General features: G+C 63.3%; 20 protein-coding genes. 19 read left to right on the forward strand and 1 reads right to left on the reverse strand.

The window, feature by feature from the left end:
* The first annotated feature begins 4 nt into the window (after positions 1-4).
* From M1L36_RS17530 to M1L36_RS17620, 19 genes are all read left to right on the forward strand, one after another.
* Positions 5-1,261 carry a hypothetical protein gene (locus M1L36_RS17530; RefSeq protein WP_250875030.1) on the forward strand — a complete coding sequence of 419 codons (1,257 nt, stop codon included), beginning with the start codon at positions 5-7 and terminating at the stop codon, positions 1,259-1,261.
* The gene (locus M1L36_RS17535) at positions 1,258-1,743 is read left to right on the forward strand and encodes a hypothetical protein (RefSeq protein ID WP_250875031.1); all 486 of its coding nucleotides are present in this window, start codon (positions 1,258-1,260) and stop codon (positions 1,741-1,743) included. Before M1L36_RS17530 ends, M1L36_RS17535 begins: the two co-directional genes overlap by 4 nt.
* The gene (locus M1L36_RS17540) at positions 1,743-2,897 is read left to right on the forward strand and encodes a hypothetical protein (protein ID WP_250875032.1); all 1,155 of its coding nucleotides are present in this window, start codon (positions 1,743-1,745) and stop codon (positions 2,895-2,897) included. Before M1L36_RS17535 ends, M1L36_RS17540 begins: the two co-directional genes overlap by 1 nt.
* Before the next feature lies 1 nt (position 2,898).
* The gene (locus M1L36_RS17545; RefSeq protein WP_250875033.1) at positions 2,899-3,237 is read left to right on the forward strand and encodes a hypothetical protein; all 339 of its coding nucleotides are present in this window, start codon (positions 2,899-2,901) and stop codon (positions 3,235-3,237) included.
* 6 nt (positions 3,238-3,243) lie between these two features.
* Positions 3,244-3,618 (forward strand): hypothetical protein, encoded by a 375-nt coding sequence (locus M1L36_RS17550; protein ID WP_250875034.1) that lies wholly within the window; start codon positions 3,244-3,246, stop codon positions 3,616-3,618.
* Between the two features lie 3 nt (positions 3,619-3,621).
* On the forward strand, positions 3,622-4,008 hold the full coding sequence (locus M1L36_RS17555; RefSeq protein WP_250875035.1) for a hypothetical protein: 387 nt from the start codon (positions 3,622-3,624) through the stop codon (positions 4,006-4,008).
* Positions 4,009-4,019: 11 nt separating this feature from the next.
* On the forward strand, positions 4,020-4,433 hold the full coding sequence (locus tag M1L36_RS17560; RefSeq protein ID WP_250875036.1) for a DUF2057 domain-containing protein: 414 nt from the start codon (positions 4,020-4,022) through the stop codon (positions 4,431-4,433).
* A complete protein-coding gene (locus tag M1L36_RS17565) occupies positions 4,430-4,951 on the forward strand; it encodes a hypothetical protein (protein ID WP_250875037.1) in 522 nt (173 codons plus the stop codon). The genes M1L36_RS17560 and M1L36_RS17565 overlap by 4 nt, the downstream gene beginning before the upstream one ends.
* 71 nt (positions 4,952-5,022) lie before the next feature.
* Complete coding sequence (locus M1L36_RS17570) at positions 5,023-5,271, forward strand: hypothetical protein (protein WP_250875038.1); 249 nt, start codon at positions 5,023-5,025, stop codon at positions 5,269-5,271.
* Positions 5,272-6,630 (forward strand): hypothetical protein, encoded by a 1,359-nt coding sequence (locus M1L36_RS17575; protein WP_250875039.1) that lies wholly within the window; start codon positions 5,272-5,274, stop codon positions 6,628-6,630.
* Between the two features lie 11 nt (positions 6,631-6,641).
* A complete protein-coding gene (locus M1L36_RS17580) occupies positions 6,642-7,145 on the forward strand; it encodes a hypothetical protein (RefSeq protein ID WP_250875040.1) in 504 nt (167 codons plus the stop codon).
* Between the two features lie 356 nt (positions 7,146-7,501).
* Complete coding sequence (locus M1L36_RS17585) at positions 7,502-10,945, forward strand: phage tail tape measure protein (protein ID WP_250875041.1); 3,444 nt, start codon at positions 7,502-7,504, stop codon at positions 10,943-10,945.
* Between the two features lie 27 nt (positions 10,946-10,972).
* Positions 10,973-11,677 (forward strand): hypothetical protein, encoded by a 705-nt coding sequence (locus tag M1L36_RS17590; protein ID WP_250875042.1) that lies wholly within the window; start codon positions 10,973-10,975, stop codon positions 11,675-11,677.
* Positions 11,674-13,020, forward strand: a complete 1,347-nt coding sequence (locus M1L36_RS17595) for a hypothetical protein (RefSeq protein ID WP_250875043.1) — start codon at positions 11,674-11,676, stop codon at positions 13,018-13,020. Before M1L36_RS17590 ends, M1L36_RS17595 begins: the two co-directional genes overlap by 4 nt.
* A gap of 1 nt (position 13,021) precedes the next feature.
* Entirely contained in the window at positions 13,022-14,545 is a 1,524-nt protein-coding gene (locus tag M1L36_RS17600) for a hypothetical protein (RefSeq protein WP_250875044.1), read from the forward strand.
* Between the two features lie 19 nt (positions 14,546-14,564).
* Entirely contained in the window at positions 14,565-14,789 is a 225-nt protein-coding gene (locus tag M1L36_RS17605) for a hypothetical protein (RefSeq protein WP_250875045.1), read from the forward strand.
* Position 14,790: 1 nt separating this feature from the next.
* On the forward strand, positions 14,791-15,297 hold the full coding sequence (locus M1L36_RS17610; RefSeq protein WP_250875046.1) for a hypothetical protein: 507 nt from the start codon (positions 14,791-14,793) through the stop codon (positions 15,295-15,297).
* 1 nt (position 15,298) lies between these two features.
* The gene (locus M1L36_RS17615) at positions 15,299-16,171 is read left to right on the forward strand and encodes a hypothetical protein (protein WP_250875047.1); all 873 of its coding nucleotides are present in this window, start codon (positions 15,299-15,301) and stop codon (positions 16,169-16,171) included.
* On the forward strand, positions 16,171-16,881 hold the full coding sequence (locus M1L36_RS17620) for a hypothetical protein (RefSeq protein ID WP_250875048.1): 711 nt from the start codon (positions 16,171-16,173) through the stop codon (positions 16,879-16,881). Before M1L36_RS17615 ends, M1L36_RS17620 begins: the two co-directional genes overlap by 1 nt.
* Before the next feature lie 1,224 nt (positions 16,882-18,105).
* On the opposite strand, the gene M1L36_RS17625 is transcribed toward M1L36_RS17620, so the two are convergent.
* Complete coding sequence (locus M1L36_RS17625) at positions 18,106-19,557, reverse strand: ATP-binding protein (RefSeq protein WP_250875049.1); 1,452 nt, start codon at positions 19,555-19,557, stop codon at positions 18,106-18,108.
* Positions 19,558-19,680 lie beyond the last annotated feature (123 nt).

The raw sequence follows: 19,680 nt of genomic DNA on the forward strand, positions 1-19,680 counted from the left end.
AATTATGACAGACTCAGACACCATCGAGACGTACGTCCGCGACCACGCCGAGGTCCGCGAAACGATTGCGGCGGCCGACCCCGACAACGGGCCGTGGCCCATCCACGGTGTCGCCGTCGCGGATGGCGACGTCCTCCACAACAACAAGGGCGAGCGGATTCTGATGACGGCGGAGCAGCTCGCCACTGCCCAATACTCACAGGCAGCGTCGAAGCTGACGAAAGACCACCCCGACTACGAGGGCTCGCCGCCCGTCGACGCGACGGTCGGGAACAACTCGATGCACTACTCCGCGGAGGGGGAGGCCATCGTCTACGATGCGACCACCCACGACGAGGACATCGCGGCCGGGGTGAACGGCGAGACGTACGGCGTCTCGATTCACGCCAACTTCGAGAAAGGCCCCCGCGACCCCGAGACAGGGGCGTACGTCGCCCAGAACATCGTCCTGCACGACCTCAGCGTGGTGAGCCTGGGCGATTCGCCGAGCAACACCGCCCAGTTCGGCGGGCGCTCGGATCTCGCCGCATGGGCCAACGAAGGCGGGCTCGAGGCCGCCGTCGCCGAGGGGGCGATGGCCGATGGCGATGAGGCGGACGTCGAAGGGTTGGTTCGGCGACTCGCCAACCGACTCGGCCTCATCGAAGGGGCAGCCGACGGCATGGCGGTCGACGCAGACCAGGGCGATAGTCGAGCCGGCGAATCCGGGCGCGACGCGGATGCAGACTCAATGAGTAACAAAGACGACAACATCGAGTTCATCACTGCCAACTCCCACTTCACCGAGGAGCTGCTCGCAGAGATGGACGCCGACGCGGTGGAACAGACACGCGACCTCGTGGACTCGGAAGACGACTCCACGGACGACGAGGACGGCGGCAGCGACACTGACGCCGACGGTACGGACGACACGCCGACCCAGATCGGCGAGATGTCGCCCGAAGAGCTCGGAACGGCGCTGCGCGAACAGGGCTTCGTCACCGAGGACGACGTTGGCGACATCGCCGAGGCGGCGAACGAACACGCCTCGGATGCCGAGAAGGCCGACGAGGTCATCGCGGCCTCTGAGGACTACACCGAAGACGACCGCGAGGAACTCCTCGCCTCGCCGTTCCTCGACCGTATCCACACCAAGGCGACCACGCCCGGTGCAGCGCCGATTCCCGGCGTCGGCGGTGGCCGCGACACTGCTGAAGCGGCGGTCGGTGGGAGTGATGGCGAGTACAACGCAGATGACTTCTCCACGGGGGTCGCCGAATGAGCCTCGATACGCCGAACTCGGTGGTCGCGGAGATCTTCGACAACGAGCCCAAGGAGCGGGAAGGGTTCGCAACGGCCGAACTCCGCCCTGGGATGGGCGTCACGTTCGACACCTCCGGAGAGGCCAACGACGTCTCACCCGCAGGTGTGAACTCACGAACGACGTACGTGGTTCGCGTCCCACCCCAGACCCTGAGCGCTGCGTCGCTGAATTCGATGGACACCAGCCCCATCGACGCGACCATCGACGCGAACGACCATCTCTACACGTTCGGGTTCCTGCGCTTCCAACAGGCCCGGTGTCGCGTCGCGTCGTCCTCGACGGCGAGCGTCGGTGACGACGTGGGCTGGAACAGCAACGGCGAGCTCTCCGACGTCCAGACGGACGGGACGACCGCCCTGACGACGTTCGTCGGGCAGGTCCGAGAACTCGTCTCCGACGCGGATCTCGACAACGACATCGCGGTCGTGGAGTTCTACTAATGAGTTCTGACGCACACACCGTCACACACGACGACTTCCAGGCCGGCGCATCGGACGAGCACATCACGGCGTTCTTCAACCCGATGAAGACCTACCGTGAGCGTGCGCTGAAGCAGATTCGCGCCCAGTCGGGCTGGTCGCCCGACGTGTGGACCAGCCTCGACGCGGCGGCGGGAATCGCGACCACCGACGCGGATGGCGAGATGGTCGAGGCCGCCTCGCCGATGCCCTACCGGATGGGCATCGACTACGAGATGGAAGGCCTCGACGAACAGTTCCGCCGCTCGACGGTCATGGACGTCCTGTCGGGGTCGGGCTTCGGCATCTCGTCTGACCTCTCGAGTTACGTCTACGTCCGGACGCTCACGAACGGGCGGATGGACGCCGACACGGCGATGGACATCCGTGGCGAGACCACCCAGGACCGAGACCGCAACGGCATCGATGGTGTCGCCCAGCCGCTCAACTACGTCACGTACGAACTCGGCGGTCGGGAGATGGAGGTCAAGCGCGCCTACGGCGAAGACCCCGAGGCCCGCCCGGCACGAGAGGCGCGCCGGGCGCTCAACCGCCGCGAACACGAAGTCCTCTACAACGGGTGGGGTGGGACGTTCGAGATCGACGGCCTGAGCTTCACCGTCGGCGGCCTGGACAGCACGAACACGGACAAGGTGCTTCAGGCGCCGAACAGTTCGGGCTGGAGTACGGCCGACAACGTCCTCTCGGACGTCGACGCGCTGCACAGTACCATCGAGCAGCAGACGGACGTCGTTGACGAGAACGACGTCCCGCTGGTGTCGCAGGTGGGTGGGCTGGTGATGGTGCCCTACAAGCTGTGGGGCAGCGTCATGCGCCAGAACTACGAGACGAGTGCGACTGACGAGCCGCTCATCGACCGGCTGAATCGCAAGTACCCCTACCTCACCTGGGTGCCGGCGCCGCGGCTGGACAGCGACACGGCGATCATGCTGCTCAACGACCCGCGGTACTTCGGTGTCGTGAACGCCCAGGGTGTCACGAACACGGCGTGGGATATTTCGGGAGGTGCCGCGCGCAAATTCCGATTGGTGTCGAGTCGCATCCCGTGGGTTCGCACCCAGCCCGACGGGATTAACGGCATCGCTCGCCTGACCGGCATCTCGACGGGGGTCTGAGATGGTCCGCGTTGAGGTCCGCGCCGAGTTCTTCGATGCTGGGGAGGGCGTCTACCATCGGAGTGGCGACGAGATCGACGTCTCCGAGTCGTTCGCCGACGAGCATCCGTATCTCGTTTCGCCTGTCAAGGACGACGAGTCGGAGGTCGTCACCGAGAGCGAGGACCTCGACGAGGCGTTCCAGCCCGAGGCGTTTCTGGACCGGACCCTCGACGAGGGCGTCGTCGACGACATCGAAGACGGTGCGGTCGACGAGTTCCTCGACCAAGTCGAAGCACACGCCGAGCGAGATGGCGTGAAAGAGGCCATCGAGGCCCGCCGCGAGAATCTGGAGGAGTAACTGCACATGGCCATCACCGTCGACGAGTCGAAGATTCGCGGGGCGCTTGACGCCAGCGAGTCGGAGTACCCCGATAGCGAACTCGCCTTCGAGAAGGAGTTGGCCGAGACGCTCGTCAACGACGACCTCGCGCCCCACGCCGCGTCGGGCCAATCCGACCGGCTGGCACTCGTCGGGGCGCTCATCGCCGCGGCGTACGTCGACGACGACGGTGACGTCACGCAACTCCGACAGGGCAACCGGGCCGTCAGCTTCGACAGTGACTCGGCGCTGAGCCACTGGCGGAAAGCACTGCAACTCGATCCAACGGGCCGACTCGGTGACTTGGAGAAGTCGACGGTTCGCTTCTCGACACCAGACGTGAGAGGAGGCGGCGACTGACCGATGCCAGGCGCGAAGATGACGGGCGTGCTCTCGCTGACGGAGACGCTCGACGACATCGCCGAGCGCTGGGGCGTCGGGACGGTCACTTGGACAATCGGCACCGGCGTCGAGTACAGCGTGTTCATAGCGTTCGGGACCTCTCGAATGGCTGCCCGGCCGTATCTCCGTCCGGCGCTCGAAGAGGCATCCCGTAAGCTCGATCAGTTCGCCGCCAGCGCGAACAGCCTGGCTGAACTCGTCAGGAACATCGCCCTGTTCGTCGAGGGGCGTGCGAAAGAGATTCTCACCGAGAAAGACGCGGTCGACACCGGCACGCTGCGGGGGAGCGTCACTGCGCGCCCCGCCTCCGGTGGCACCCCCGCCGCCATGGCATCCATCTCCGTATGACGTCTGGCAACGTGGGTGAGCGCCTCGCTGGCTTCGACGACGCGTTCACGAATTGGGTCGAAGACCCACTGACGGTGCGAAACTTCGTCGAATCCGCCCAGCCCGACAGCCAGGGCGACTACCGCCGAGTAGACCACCCGGACAACCCGATTCAGACAACCGGCCAAGTCGAGCTTCCGACGACACCGGCTGCCGAGCAGGCACCGACGGGCCGCGAAGAGTCCGCCGATGTCGAGATCATCCTCCCCGACGACGTCCTCGTGACCTCGGGCGGGGTGGACGACGACGCGGGCAACTACCTCGCGTGGCCTTCGGAGATTGAGGCGCCCGACGGCCAGGTCTACACCGTCAGCAACGTTTTCGACGAAGGCAACGGCACGGTCCGCTGTGCGGCTGTCCACTCCGGCGAGGTCGATGACCGATGACGGACGCGAAGATGGCCATCATGGTGTTGCTTCGCGACAACTGGGACGCCTCGGCGATGCCGTTCGACGAGACGCAACTCTACCGGCAGAAGTCGAAACTCGTCTTTCAGACGGGCTGGTACGACCGTGATGGCGAGATGCCGGTCGTCACCGTCACGGGGAAGAACGAAGGCCCGTACCAGGGCGGCGCAACCGGCTACTCAGCGCTGCATGGCCCGACCGGTCAGGGGATGCAGCGCATCGACGGCGCGGTCTCGGTCAACCTCGTCGCCGGGACGTGGGAGCACCTACGAGGAGCGGCCGCAGATGGCGATGACGTCAACCCGAAGGTAGCTCGCGAGGCGATGTACCAAGAGGCCGCCCGCATCCTGATGGACGCCCAGCAGACCGACGACACGCTCGTCGTGGCGCCAGGGACGGCCACCGAAATCGAGGACACCGGCGAGGAGACCGAATCGACCGTCTATCGCACCGAGTTGCGAGTGACGTACCAGTACGACCGCGTGCCGACGGCCTGACTCGGCATCAGTCCCGGCCTCGACCCGCTGGGGCTGTCTTTCCTTTCGCATCGCCCGATCGACCACGGACGATGCTTCGCGCATACCAGATGCGACTCACACTCACCCGAACTGATAGCGAGGGCTCGTGCCCGACGAGACGTCTTGGTGGCGTCTTCGAGGGCGAGCGGTTCGACGTCCGCGTCTTCTCGACGGGGACGACCGAGCCGATACCCGAGCCACTCGGCCAGCACCTGCTGGACAACGACCGCTACGCCGTGGCCCCGTACGAGGGCGATGGTGAGAGCGAACCAGCGACTGCAGCCACGGAGGACCACTAAATGTCAACACTAAACGTCGAGGGCGGCTCGCGACGGACGAAGTACTACTTCGCTCGCGAGACCGTCGATTCGAACGGTGACGCACAGACCCCGACCGACCCGGCCTGGACGCTGTACGCCAGTGTCGTCGGGACGCACGAACCGGAGTCGGAAGCGACCCACTCCGAGCGGACCGGCATCGGCAACGTCAACCCCATCGACAAGCAGCGCAATCAGGAGAGCCACGAGGTCACGCTTGGGTATGACCTCGAACGGTTCCCGGTCGACACCAACGGCGACCCCGCCGACGCCCTCGCCGATGGGATGCTCCGGGACATCGACAACCGGCTGCTCAACACCCACTCGTTCCTGGGCGTCGAGCAGCTCTCCGAGATCATCGCGAGCAACACCGTCCACGCGAAGTACTACGCCAGCGCGCGCAACAACTCCCATCCGTCGGGTGACGCGCCGACGGCTGTGTCGCTCGCGACGCGAAAGTACGACTACGCCTACGGCGGTCGTCTCTCCGAGCCGTCGCTCTCGGTCGACCCTGGCGAGGACGCGGTCGCCCAGGTCGAACTGCAGTACACGTTCGACAAGCGCCGGACCTACCAGATCGACCAGCCCGACGCGACGTCGTATCTCGCCATCCGCTCGACGTCCTCGAACGACACGGGCGTCACCATCGACATCGAGGGCGTCGACGCCCAGACCGTCGAGTCCATCACGCTCGACGGGACAGACTCCACAACGTCGGTCGTCACGACCAGCCAGTACGACACGCTCGGCGCGGTCGCGCCCGCCTCGGAACTGGAGGGGACGCTCGAAGTGTTCATCGACGAGTCGAGCGACCAGTCGGGGCAGCCCGGCCAGCTGCTGACGGTCGTCCCCGGGAAGAACGACTACGACGGTATCGAGGGCGACGAGGGCGTTCCGCTGCTTGGCAGTGGCTCGTTCGACGACGGCTCGTCGCTGGGCTCGCCCCAGACCGTGCTCGGGTCGAAGCTGCAGTGGTTCGGCGACCCGGCCGCCGAGCGTGTCCAGTCGACGACGCTCTCGGCGTCGAACGAGGTCGAAGAGGAGAACACGACCGCCGGGCTGGCGATGTCTCATCACGAGGATGGTCAGTCGATCACCGCCGAGTCGACGGTGTTCGGCGAGACCCAGACCCACGACAAGCTTTCGGACCACCTGCAGGGTGCCGAGGGCGAGCTCGTCATCCCGCTCACCGGCGGCGACATCAAACTCCCCCGGGCGTACATCTCCTCGGGCGGCAACGCGACCAAAGAAGAGAACCAGGCGTACATGACGACGGATCTCACGTTCACGGCACTCCAGCAGTCCGACGGGAGCGCCCCGCTCGTGTTCAGTCCGAACTGAGGTGACTGTTCATGGCATCTACACACAGCGACGGCAGTGAGGAACAGCACGACGACCCAACGCCCGACGACGCGGGGATGGTGTCGGTCGACGACGTCATCGTCTCGCGTGATGGTGACGGGAACGTCCTTCCTGAGAAGGTCTACGTCGAGGAGTTGGGCGGGCACATCAAGGCGCGCCGCCTGACGAAGAGCGCTCGCGATGAGTACATCATGCCGCTCCTGAGCGGCGAGGACATCACCGACGGGATGCTCGCCGACCTCTACGAGACTCACCTCGTCGAGCCCGACCTCACGAACGATGAGGGCGAGGTGACTGCGGCGTTCGTCTCCGAGCAACTCGATCCCTCGATGGAAGACGGCCTGCTGTACGGCATCCTGCTCGTCTCCGACCTGGACGAGATCGTCGACCGCCTGCGGCGGTACCCGCGTGGGGACATCTCCGACGAGGAGATGGACCGGCTCAAGCGCCTCGACGAACTGCAGAGTCTGGGTGGTGACGACGAGGGAAAGTAGCCGGCCCGTCGCTCGAAACGGGCGAACTGAGCGACCTCTCGCGATACGAAGACGCCTGTCTGAGTTCGTACTTCCTCCACGCCAAGTGTGGCTACCAGTTCACGGACGGCCCGCTGGGCGACCTGACGCCCGAAGAAGAGAAGATGCTCTGGCGAGGGTTCGAACTGTTCGAGAAGCACTTCGGGCGGGGCGCAAAGAACCGAAAACGCGGATCGAGTGGCCCCAAACCCGGCCAGCATGTGACGTCGGGCGACCAGAAGGCCTGGAAAGAGTTCGTCGAGGAGAAGCGACGAGCCAGCGCAACGCGACCCTGACTTCTCCGGCATCACCGCTCGCCACTGAGCGGCCTCTCTGTCATGGCTATCAACGCAGAACGACTCCAGGTGAGTGTCGAGGGTGGCGGCGGGGCCGACGACCTCGCGGGCGGGCTCGACAATCTCGCCGGCTCGGCACTGAACGCGCGACAGGCCGTCGGCTACCTCGGCATCGGGCTGGCAGCGCTGTCGGCTGGTGGCATCGCGGCGGCGACGAAGTCGGCGTATGACTTCGAAAGCGCCATGGCTGACGTCCAGAAGGTGACGTCGGCGGACACGGCCGCGCAGTTGGAAGGCGAGCTGATGAGCCTCGCCGAGACGATTCCCATCCCGCGACGCGAACTCGTCACGCTCGCTGAGCAGGCGGGGAAGTTCGGCATCGAGGGCTCGGAGAACATCTCGCGGTTCGTCGAGACGGTCGGGAAGATCGGCGCGGCGACTGACCTGGCCGCCGAGGAAGCTGGGACGCGCTTCGCGAAGATTGCAGGCGCGGTCGGCCTGCCCTACTCCGAAATCCAGAAGCTGGGCGATGCGACGAACAAACTCGCCGACTCGTTCAAGACCGACGCCGGGGAGATTTCTGACACCGCGGTCCGGGCGTCGAACGTTCTCTCGCAGCGTCTGGGCCTGGGTGCCGAAGAGACCCTGGCGCTGTCGGCGTCGATGAACGAGGTCAGCGCCTCGAGCCGACTGGCGGCGGGCGACCTCAAACGCGCTGCGGAGGCGATGATGGACCCCAAACGCGTCGGGGACATCGCCGGCGCGCTCGGCATGACGACGAGCGAGTTCAAGACCCTCCGGTCGTCGGACCCCTACGGCCTGATGCAGAAGATCGCGAAGGGTATGGCCGAGGGCGGCCAGAAAGCGACGGACCTCCAGGTCGCGCTGGGGACGCGTGCGGCACGGGGGTTCTCGAAGCTGGGGTCGAACGCCACCCAGACTGAGAAAGCGCTCACAGCGGCGAATAAGCAGTTCGAGGAGGGCGGCTCGCTGGCCCGCGAGATGTCGATTCGGACCGACACCGCGGCGGGAAAATGGCAGCTGTTCAAGAACAAAGTCCAGAACGCCGCGACGACGACCGGCCAGCGCTTCCTCCCCATTCTGAAGGACGTCCTCGGCGCGCTCAACACGGGTATCGGCGTCCTCGGCGACATCAACGAGGCGACCGACGGCTGGCTCGGCACCATCACACTCGTCGGCGGCCTGCTGGGTGGTGCAGTGATGGCCATCGGGGCGTTCGCTGGCGCGCTGAGTACGTCGACCATCGCCGCCGCGGCCGCCTCCGGTGCCGTCGGAGCGCTCGGGACAGCGTTGACTATCCTGACCGGCCCCATCGGCATCGCCATCGCCGCGGCGGTCGCGCTCTACGCCGCGTATCGGACCAACTTCCTGGGTACGAAGGAAATCGTCGACGGGGCGATGGGTCGGATGCGGCAGATAATCGACACGCACATCGGCCCCATGATCAACAAGGTCGTCACGCTGGCGACGACCATCTACAACGCGCTGGCGCCAGTCGGGCAGTGGCTGATTACCAACCTCGGCCCCGCGTTCGCGATGGTCGGCCAGATGATTGGGGCGAGCCTGGACGCGACCATCGGTCAGATAATGTGGTTTGCGGACCTCGGCCTGTCGCTGTTCTCGGCGTTCCTGTCGTTGCTGAACGGTGACGTCGACGGTGCGCTCGCGGTTCTCGAAGGACTCTGGCAGCGGACCCTCGACGGCATCATCAACTGGATCAAGAGCTGGGACATCGTCAAATGGCTCGGCAACAAGATTCTCGACGCCGTCGCCACCGCCGAGAAGTACATCAACAAGATTCCGGGGGTGCAGGTCTCGATGACCGACAAGGTCCGCGAGCAGATCAACAACTCCGGCATTGACGACGCGTACGGGAACACGTTCTCCCGGGCCGAGCAGCTCTCGAAGAACGTACTCAACCAGATTCGGACGAACAACCAGTCGTCGCTCAACAACCAAGAGCGGGACATCATGGCCTCTGGAATGCCGGAGGCGTACAAGCGCCAGCTCCGACAGTCGCGACTGAACGCTCAGAACGAGATGGGAATGATGCAAACGGCCAACGGCCAGTCGTTGTCGTCGATGTACACGCAGACGGGGCAAAGTCAGGTCCCGACGGCGTACAACGACCTGTTCTCCCAGTCGAAGCTGAACGCACAGACGCAACTGGGCGGTATCGAGATGGCCAACGCCCAGGCGCTCTCGGGGATGGAAACCCAGACCCGCCAGTCGAACCTCCCGCAAGCGACTCAGACGGTCTACCAGCAGTCCATCGAGAAACAGCGCGAGAAGCTCAAGCGACTCCGCAAGCGCCACAAACAGAACCTCAAGCTGTCGAAACAGGACACCGAGAAGTCGAAGATGTACGAGGGGTTCGCCACGATGTACGCGAAAGCGGCGAACCGCCAGCAGGTGAAGCTGGACAAGATGGAGTCGAAGCATCACCGGATGCTGACGAACACGGAGTCGAAGACACGCAGCTGGTCGATGCCCACTGTGGTCCAGTCGAAGTACAACAGCGCCCAGAACGGCGCCATCGGAAAGGTTGCTGGGATGGAGCAGACCCACAGTCAGGGTCTCGCCTCGATGGAGACCGACACGCGCAACTGGTCGATGCCGACGGTTCTCGAAAGCAAGTACAACAGCGCCCAGAACGGTGCCGTCGGCAAAATCGCCGGCATCGAACAGGGGCACAGTCAGGGCCTCGGGCAGATGCAGACCGACACGCAGAACTGGGGGATGCCGGGCGACGTCAATTCGAAGTACGCGACGGCCGCGAGTAATCAGTCGACGAAACTCGGGGCGATGTACAGCGAGAACAACCGCCAGTTCACGAATATGATGACGGACACGGCCGCGAAACTCGGGCAGATTCTCACGCAGATCACCACGCAGTTCGGGAACATGCTCAGCGTCATCACCAACCAGATGGGGGCCGCCCGGTCCCGGTTCTCCGGCGAGATGGGGACGATGGAGTCCAACACGCAGTCGGCGACCGGCTCGATGGTCAATATGTTCAGCGCGGCGTTCTCCCGCATCTCCGCGCTGGCGGGGCGCATCGCGTCGGAGGCAGCGTCAGCGGCCGCCCAGGCCGAGTCGTCACTGTCGGATGCGACGTCGGCGCGGTCGAGTGCGCGCTCGGCGGCGCGAGACGCTGCCAGTGCGGCCTCGCGAGCGCGTTCGTACACGTCGGGCGCTGGGCAACGGGCGGTCGTCGGGATGGCCTCGGGCGGCCGGGTGCTGGCTGATGGCATCGTCAAGCTCCACGAGAACGAGCACGTCCTCTCCGAGAGCGACATCAACCGAAGTGCCCGGCCGCCTATCGAGACGGAGGGCAACAGCGGTGGCGGAGGCGGACTCTCGATCGGGCGGGTCGTCGTTCACGCGACCTCCGAGCGTGAGGGTCGGCGGGCTGGTCGCGGGTTCGTCGACGAGCTGCGGGCGGACAACTTCGACAGCGCCTGAGCAGCGTCACTCGCTCACTGCTTCATCATGCCAACAACATCGTTCCACGAGTGGAATCTCCCAATCGTCGGTGGCGACGCCGACGCCTGGGGCGAGAAGCTGAACGCCGTCTTCGACGCGCTCGACGAGGAAGTCATCGAGAAGGGACCGACCGAGGGGTCGCCGCCCAAGCCCGTCCCCGACGCTGGCGATTCTGGTCGCTGGTATCTCGGCACCGACACGGTCGACCCGCGCAGCGGGAACGACACGCCGCTGCCGTTCCTGTTCTACGACGACGGCAATCAGTGGATTATCATCTGGGATGGCGATGCGAAGACGCTCGGCGGGACTGCGGCTGGGTCGTATCTCACGAGTAGCGATGCCATCGATGCGGACACCCTCGATGGGGCCGAGGCGTCGGCGTTCGCCCTCGGCAGCCGATTCCCGCTTCCCAACAGCGACCTCCAGAACTCAACGCTCTCGGTCGCTGGAAACGCGGTGGGTCTCGGTGGGTCGACGGGCGTCGCGCTCCCTGATCTCTCGGATGTGAACACTGGCACGCCCACCAGCGGGCAGGCGCTCACGTACAACGGTGGGGGCTACTGGGAGGCGGCCGACGTCGCCTCGGGGTCGGCCGACACTATCGAGGACATCGTCGACGGGCAGGCGATTCACGCGAGTTACTCGGCCGATGGCACACAGCCGAGTGCGCCCCCGACTGGCGAAGTAACGCTGTGGATCGATGACTCATGAGTGACTACGTCGAGGACCTCGACGATGGCGATGCGAGCGACTGGACGTTCTACGACCCGAACTTCGACGTCCAACAGGAGAGCTACGATGGCGCTCAGCGCTGGCGAGGTACCTACTCGGTCGGGGGCAACACCACCGATGGAGCCCCGGCGGTACTCGCCGAGTGGCACCCCGAAGAGCTCGCGGGCGGCGTTCGCCTCTCGTCGTTCGAGTTCTACTGGAACGAAGACGACATCAGCTACGGCGGTGGCCTCCGCCTGCTCGATTCCTCGGGCAGTGAGGTGCTCACCGTCGGCTCGTCGAATCCGGGCTGGGAGGTCTCCGATGGCACCGGGAACGTGAGCGTCTGGGCCGGCGACGGCTACGACCGCTGGAACCGGTTCTCGCATACGTTCAACTGGTCGGCGGGCACCTACTCGATCGACTACTACGACCCGGTCGCGGACCACACCGAGACCGGCACGTTCGGCCTCCAGTCCACCCTGGATGTCCGGACGGTCGAACTCGTCAACCTCGGGTCGGACACCACGCCGGTCCAGTCGCTCTCGGCGACCTGGTACGACGACTTCACGTTCGGGATGAGCGGCACGGTCGTCGACCTCAAGGCGCTGTGGGAGCGCAACGACCCGAAGCTCGTCTTTCCGGATGGGACCGTCCGCCCGCCGAACTCCGGCGTCTACGTCATCGACGGCACCGGCGCGGTGTCACCACTCTGGGAGGCGGTGACCACCACGACCATCGACGCGCTGAACGGGAGTCTCGATGCGGGGTGGAACGGCGATACCGGTGACTTCTCGTCGAACACCAGCGAGGCAGTCGAGGGCGGCGCGGCAGTCGTCACCGACACGTTCTCCTCGACGATCAACCTCACCAGCTACTCGGGTGACGGCCTGCCCGCCTACCTGCCGAAGGGGAACCGGCTGCGGACGTACCTCACACCCCAGAACATCAACGCGAACGGGCCGAAGGTGAGCATCTACATCGGTCGGGAGGGGCCAGACGAGGGGTACTACGGCCTGCTCGAGTTCCACAACGACGTCGGGCAGCTCACCCGTGCCGACGGCGATGGTACGTTCAACAACCTGCAGGGAAGCACGGCCACCTCCGAGGCGTTCAGTGTCGGCACGACCTACGAAATCTCCTATACGTGGGACGACGGCACCCTCGGCGGGTCGGACGGCGACCTCACGTTCGAAGTGAAGAACGACGATACGGACACGGTCGTCCTCACGCTCACTGGGAACGACTCGACGTGGGACGGCAACGCGGGCTTCCGGGTGTACTTCTGGGGCGATATGAGCAACAACCCGCTCGTCTGGGACTGGATGCATCGGGTGGCCTGAGATGAGTGAGAACCTGTTCCGCAGTAGCGTCCTGCCCGTCCGGGGCGCCCAACTCGCGGTGTTCAAACCCGGCACCGAATCGGACGACCTCGGCGACGCGGACGTCGTCGTGGCCGACGGTGACCTCGAGTCCGTCGATATCACCGAGCGCATCCAGGAACGCAAGGACACCGCGTCGATTACCATCGCGAACGACGCCGGCCAGTACACTGACGCCATCACGTCAGGCGACCGCATCGAGTTCATTGCCGACACGCCCGCGAACCGCAAGCGGGCGTACAGTACCGACGCCTACGGCTCGGGACTGTACGGCGGGTACGGCCCCATCTGGACGGGCGTGGTTCGCTCTCAAACGCCCGAGCGGGCTGGGCCACAGGACGCCATCATCGATATCCAGAGCCAGGACTGGGTGTTCGGGACGTGTTCGTTCCGGCGGGTCTACGACGCGTTCGAGGGCGCACCGATTTGCCTGCCCGACGATGACCCCAACGCCGAGTCGGCCATCGTCAACACGCTGCTTCGCGTCAACGCGCCGGCCATCGACCGGTCGTTGCTGGGGCGTGTCGACACGACCACCGACGAGTTCTCGAACGGGCAGAACTTGCTCGACCTGCTGGGCGACCTCGCGGCCAAAGGCGACGCCGTGATGTACTCACGTGGCCGGTCGCTGGGGTTCGTCTCGCTGGGGGACCTCACGCCCACAACGACCATCGGCCCCGAGCAGGCGACCACCCACAGCGTCCGCATCAACGACGACGACCTGGCGAACGTCATCCGCGTCGACGGGGGGACGGACTTCGCCGTCGACGATGCCCAGGAGACGGTCGACTCCTATCAGACCGTCAGTGACGCGAATCGCATCCTGCACCGCGTCTCGACGCGAAAGTCAGAGCTCGCCCGCATCGAGGTCTGGACGCGGGCCGACCGCTCAGAGGACGCCGACGGCGTGGTCGTCAGGCTCCAGAAAGATGACGGCGGCCAGCCCGTCGCCGTCGACGACACACAGTCGGACATCACCGACCCGAAGCAACTCGGTGCGGAGTTCCTCGACGACGACGGCTGGACGACGTTTCGCTTCTCGAAACACACGCTGCCCGAGCCCAACCCGTGGCTCATCATCGAATCCGAGGGCTCGACAGGCCAGGAGATCGGCGTGAACGCTTCGGGCGTTCCGGCCTACCGGGCGTACTTCCCGTATCCAATCAGCGTGCGTGTCGAGTCGCCCGCCAGTCAACGCGAGTACGGCCGGCGCGTCGACCGCATCAAAGACGACGGGCTCCAGACGTTCCAGGCCGCTCGCGACATCGGCGAGGCGGAGCTGCGCCACCGTGACGAACCACGTCGCGAGCTGTCGTTCGGTGCGCGCGGCCTCGCAGCGCACTCGCTGGCGACCGGCGAGGTGTTCGACGCCCAGTTCCCCCAGGAGGGAGCGACGGGCGACCACATCGTCATCGAGCGCGATATCACGTACGAGCGAGCGACCGTCACGACTGACGTCACGGCTCAGGAGACGCGGACGCTCTGAGCGGCCACCAACTCCAGTCATGAAAGACATATCCAACAGAGAGGCGTCGCGGCTGTTGCGTGACCAGCGCGACCGGCTGCGACGCACCGAGAACGAAGATGACCCGGACAGCGACGTCGGGCTCATCGCGAGCCCGCCGCCAGAAACTGAGCAGACCAGCGACAGCGTGAGCACCGCGACGGCGAGTGCAGGGTCGGGCCAGTGGGACGGTGCTGATTGGTCGTTCGCAGAGTGGGGGGCCTGACGTGACCGTTCACACGAGCGCCGTCGAGACGAACGTCCGTCTCCTCACGCACGACGTCGCCACTATCCGCGAGCACGTCCCCGAGTGGGACGAATTGGACGACCGGGCACGACTCGAAGCACTACGGACCGTCCCCCCCGAGCACGTCGACCGGTCGCGCAACACGACCTGTGTCGGGTTGCACGAGTGGATTGTCAACGGGCTGAGCGGGCAGTCCGTCCCCGAGCTCTCGGAGGTCGCCATCGGCACCGGGACGACGGCCGCCGAGGCCGACACCGCGCTGGCCAGCGAGGTCGCCCGGACGGTCGTCGCGACGGTCGAGCCCAACGCGCCTTCTGTGTTCGTCGCTGCATTCTTCGGCAGCGAGGAAGCCAACGGCGTCGACATCACCGAGGCGGGCGTCTACGCCGGCGACTGGCTCCTCAACCACGCGACGTTCGGTGCGAAGTCCAAAGACAGCCAGAATACGTTAACAATCGAGATTTCCCTCACCTTCAACGCCGCCTAATATGGTCGACATCGTCAATCCCAGCCCCAACCGGCCGATCAGTGCGGAGATTACCGCGGCGACCATCGCCCAAGCCGCCCACGCTCCGGGTGGTGGCTGGGTCGTCCCGCCCGACGAGTCGGTCATCGAGGCCTCGCCACTCGATGCCTTCACGCCGGAGATCTCCAGCAGCGACCTGACGGTCGACATCCAGAGCGGCGAGGCGTTCATCGGCGGCGTCTATCTCGGCCGGGATACCGTCAGCTCGGTCGAACTGGCGCCATCGACGAACGACCAGGACGTCTACGTCGGTGCAGACCTCTCCCAACCCGATACCGTCATTGTCGGCCTCGGCAGTGAGTTCGCGAGTGGTGACCCCCGGATTCGCATCGCACGGTACAACACTGACAGCACGGGCATCGTCAACCCGACGTCGGACTATCGGACAATCGGCCAGGCGGTCGACGTCGAGAACCGCCGCTACGAGGGCGGTCTCGCCGAATCGGTCGCGAAGGCCACCAGCGCGAGCGAACTCGACGGACAGACCCTGACGGACGTCCTTCGGAATGGGCGGACGGTGCCCATCCCGCTGTCGCGCATCCAGGACACCGACGACGCCAGTATCGTCGAGTTCGTCCCAGCCAGTACGACGTTCAAACTCCTCGGCGTCACGCTTATCAGCGAGTCCGGCGGCGTCCCGTCGGGCGTGTCGGCGAGCATCGTCGACGACAGTGGCACCGAGCGCTTCTCAACGACGAATCGAAGCTCGACCGGGACGGTCGATGCGCCGCTCATCCCCATCAGCGGGCAGCAGGCCCCGCTCAGACTCCGCATCGAGAACGACTCCGGCAGTACCCAGCGCGTTGGCGCGGTGTTCGGCTACTACCTCGAGTGATGACCGGGCCATTCTCACTCCAAGACGGTGCATACGTCGTCCAAGACGGCGCGTTCACCGGCAACCTCGCTATCGAACCGTTCAACGACCCCATCGGCGGCGTCGACAACTACGATGGGTCGCAGGGCCCGTGGCGTGGCTCGGCGTCGCTGGTCAGCACGACGACGAACTCGTTCCGTGGCCCGTCGTGTGCCACTCGCGACGACGGCAACATCCTGCGGAAGTGGTCCTATCCTGGTGACGGCCTCGACCAGTACCCCGAGCTGGGGTCGTCGGGGTCACCCGGGTCGACGATCTCGATGGCGGTTCGGCCGACCGACAACTACGTCGCGCTGACGTTCGGCCACGGCTCGGGCAACGAGACCGACGGCTACGACTGTTACTGGCTCGTCCTCGACTTCGACGACTACTACGACACGTTCGGCTTCCGCCGGTCAGACGCCGGCGGTGAGACGCCGTGGCTGGTCGACAGCGGACCGGGCGTCCCCGACGACGTCTGGTATGTCATCGCCGTCATCCTCGATGGTGATGGGGTCGGTCGGCATGTCGGCCAGCTGTGGGCGACGGACGTCCCGTCGCCAGGCTCGGGCGTTCGGACGACGCTCGAACACGAGGTCGTCATGGACGATACGAACTATCGCGGGCGGGGGGTCGGATTCGTGCAGGCGGGGGCGGCCGACTGGGACGAACTCCAGCTCGGGTTGCCGTAGGACGTCGAGATTGGTTGGCCAGGCTGTCTGGTAGAGGGCGTCAGTCGGCCAGTGGCCGTGCGTCCGGGAGGCCACTAGACGAGACCGGCAACTGCACGTGAGCGTGGGATTCTCCTTTGGTCAGTCCGAGGCGGTCGCTCCCGAACTGCCCGAGTCGAACGCACCGACAGACTCCTCTCCACATCTGCAGTTGCCATCAGTCGTCGGCAAGATGAACGATCCGTCGTCGCGTTCTCGAGCCGTATACGCTTGCCCGCACTCGCTACAGAGAACAATCGTCCGCCCGTTCACTGGTGCACTCCTGCCTGCTGACCTCTTCGACACACTTGGTCTCCTGCGATAATCGTATTCATTGTCTATTCGTTACTGCTCCCCGACAGGGCGTATAATCAATCCCCAACTGTTGGGGAATTCGTCATGATTCACAACCCGTACAGTTAGGCAATGACCACTTGTCGCAGACGCGTGTATGTAGTGTTGGTCACATCTTTGACTCTTCACGACGATGTCCTCGACGATTGTTCCCCAACCTGTGAAGCCGTCACGCTGGTATCGGACGACGGAACCGACCCATGCCAAGAGACGGTTGTGGAAGGCGACCAGTACGTTCGCTGTGGCTCCATCGCGACTGGCAGGTACCGGCTCTCTCCGGAGACTGGTGGGGTCGTTGCAAACTGGCTTTGTCGACGCCACAGAGACCAACTCTCGGATGCCATCACGAAGACACTCGATTCGTGCTGAGCGCTGCGTGATACGTTCCGCCGTCACCTGCTGACTTCTGTACACGCGCAACACGTGGCAAACAGCTTGCTAGCTCCGGACCGGGCTGGCAGTAACTTCGATTGGTGATTGTCGGTATTGTTAGACAGAGAGCGTGGGTCTATCAACTGTCGAGTCTGCCCTCTGCGTACGTGTATCGCTAACCTTGGTTGGTGGTTTGGAGAACGACGAGGATGCCAGCGGATAACCGGAGCATCAGGTGTGGGAAATCAGATCAGACAATTACACTACCAAGATTTGTTGTATAAACAATAATAGTCGGGAGAGTAAGATACAATCGAATAGTTCAACCGTCTTCTGATTTGACACCACACAAGTTGGAAAACAGGTCACAACCGAGTAAAATCGGAGAAAGACATTATAAAGTGCCCCCGGTTAGGAAAGAGTAGCACCTTTTGGCTGCTTTCTACGCCATGTGCATCATATCTGGTGCTCAGGAACCAACTATACGTATTCCTCGACCTCCTCGTCACTCATGTCGTCGTTAATCGCCAAATTGTATCGATCTACAAACTCTATCTCCACACCGTGTTTGTCCTCAATAAAGTTGATAGCCTCTATTCCACCGGTTGATATTCCGTCTGAAACTAGATGGCCCTTGTTGAACCCCCCCATGTCCATATACGCGAAAAGTTGGTATGCATCAAGCCCATTCGCTTGGTTTACCTTTATCTCCCACGGTTCCTCGTCATCAGCGAGGACATCAATGAATCCTGAGAGCCCCTGTACGGCGTATTCTGTTGCAGTATGGCTGCAAGGGTCTGGTGGTTCTAGTAGCAGGTCTGCTAGTCGATCTCTGAGACATGCCTCTGGGATTGCATCGGGTACATTTTGACTTTCCAAATAGTCTCCGCTGTGCAAAAATTTTCGTACTTGGCTTATCATAGCATCAAATTCTTGCCCTCCCACAATCCGGTTTTTTGTTATAGCAGTCGAGAATCCCTCCAGGAGGTCTATTTCCCCCCTGATTTTATTGTACTGGTTATGGGTAGAGCTTACCAAACCAATCTCTTCAAGTTGAGCGAACTGGATGACCCTGTCATTTTGAATCAAGTCCAGGCCCTGTTTTGACAACGCCTTGTAATACGGCTCATACTTCTTCGGCTGGGAGAGGCCCAAACTATTGTATTTGGCTTCGGTTTCTGGGGCGTACCCGAATGTAAGTTGAATCTTCCAGCCGTCACCTTCGCTCCCGGAGAACTCCTCTTTGTGTAGGACTGGGTCATTAATCCGCTTATTCGGATGGAAATATATCGGCCGGACGTCATCGGGTACGATTTTCCGTGTTTCCCCAGTGTCGAGGTTTTCCCATCTGAGACTAATATCTAAGTTATTGTTGGGATTCCCAAGCAACCTGCGGTATCTTGCACCAATATACGCTTGAATCCTGCATTCGTAAATTTGTGCGGATTTTCGAAGAATTTCGTTTAAGTTCTTAATTCTAATCTCGGTGCCGTGTTCCCAATCAACATCTTCCGTTGTATGATCTACCTCTCCAAAAGAGAACTCATTGATTACGGTGGCTGTGCTTTCACTTGCGGGCTTTGTCTTGAGATAATCGAGATTCCCTGCAGCAGATACTGCCTGCTTCATCCCCAGACCGTGTTCATTTAAGGGGTGGCCGGAATTTGATGTTGTTCCCGCTGGCGATATTGCGTCTGGAAGGTCAGAAAACGTTATCCCAGATGCATTATCTCGAATCAAGAAATAAGAGTCTCCCGAGTCGTCCGACAACCCGATATCAATATCTACTTGTAAATCTTTGTCATCAGGACGTGCTGCGACCGCATTATCAATGAGTTCTGATATTAAGTCTATATCGTCGTAATCGTTGTTCCCCAGTACGTCAAATACTCTTTCAGATGGATCGACCTCCAGTTTACCTTTAGAAGTCATAACCCAATACTAGTAACGAAGTGTCATAAATACTTGCGTTTGTGCGTAGTGTCTAATTGGGATTGTGGATGTTAGACTCGCGGCACGTGTCTAACAGCTGAGTCAGTCAGAGAGGACGTGAAA

Source organism: Halomarina rubra (assembly GCF_023699475.1).
In the GTDB taxonomy this organism is placed as follows: domain Archaea; phylum Halobacteriota; class Halobacteria; order Halobacteriales; family Haloarculaceae; genus Halomarina; species Halomarina rubra.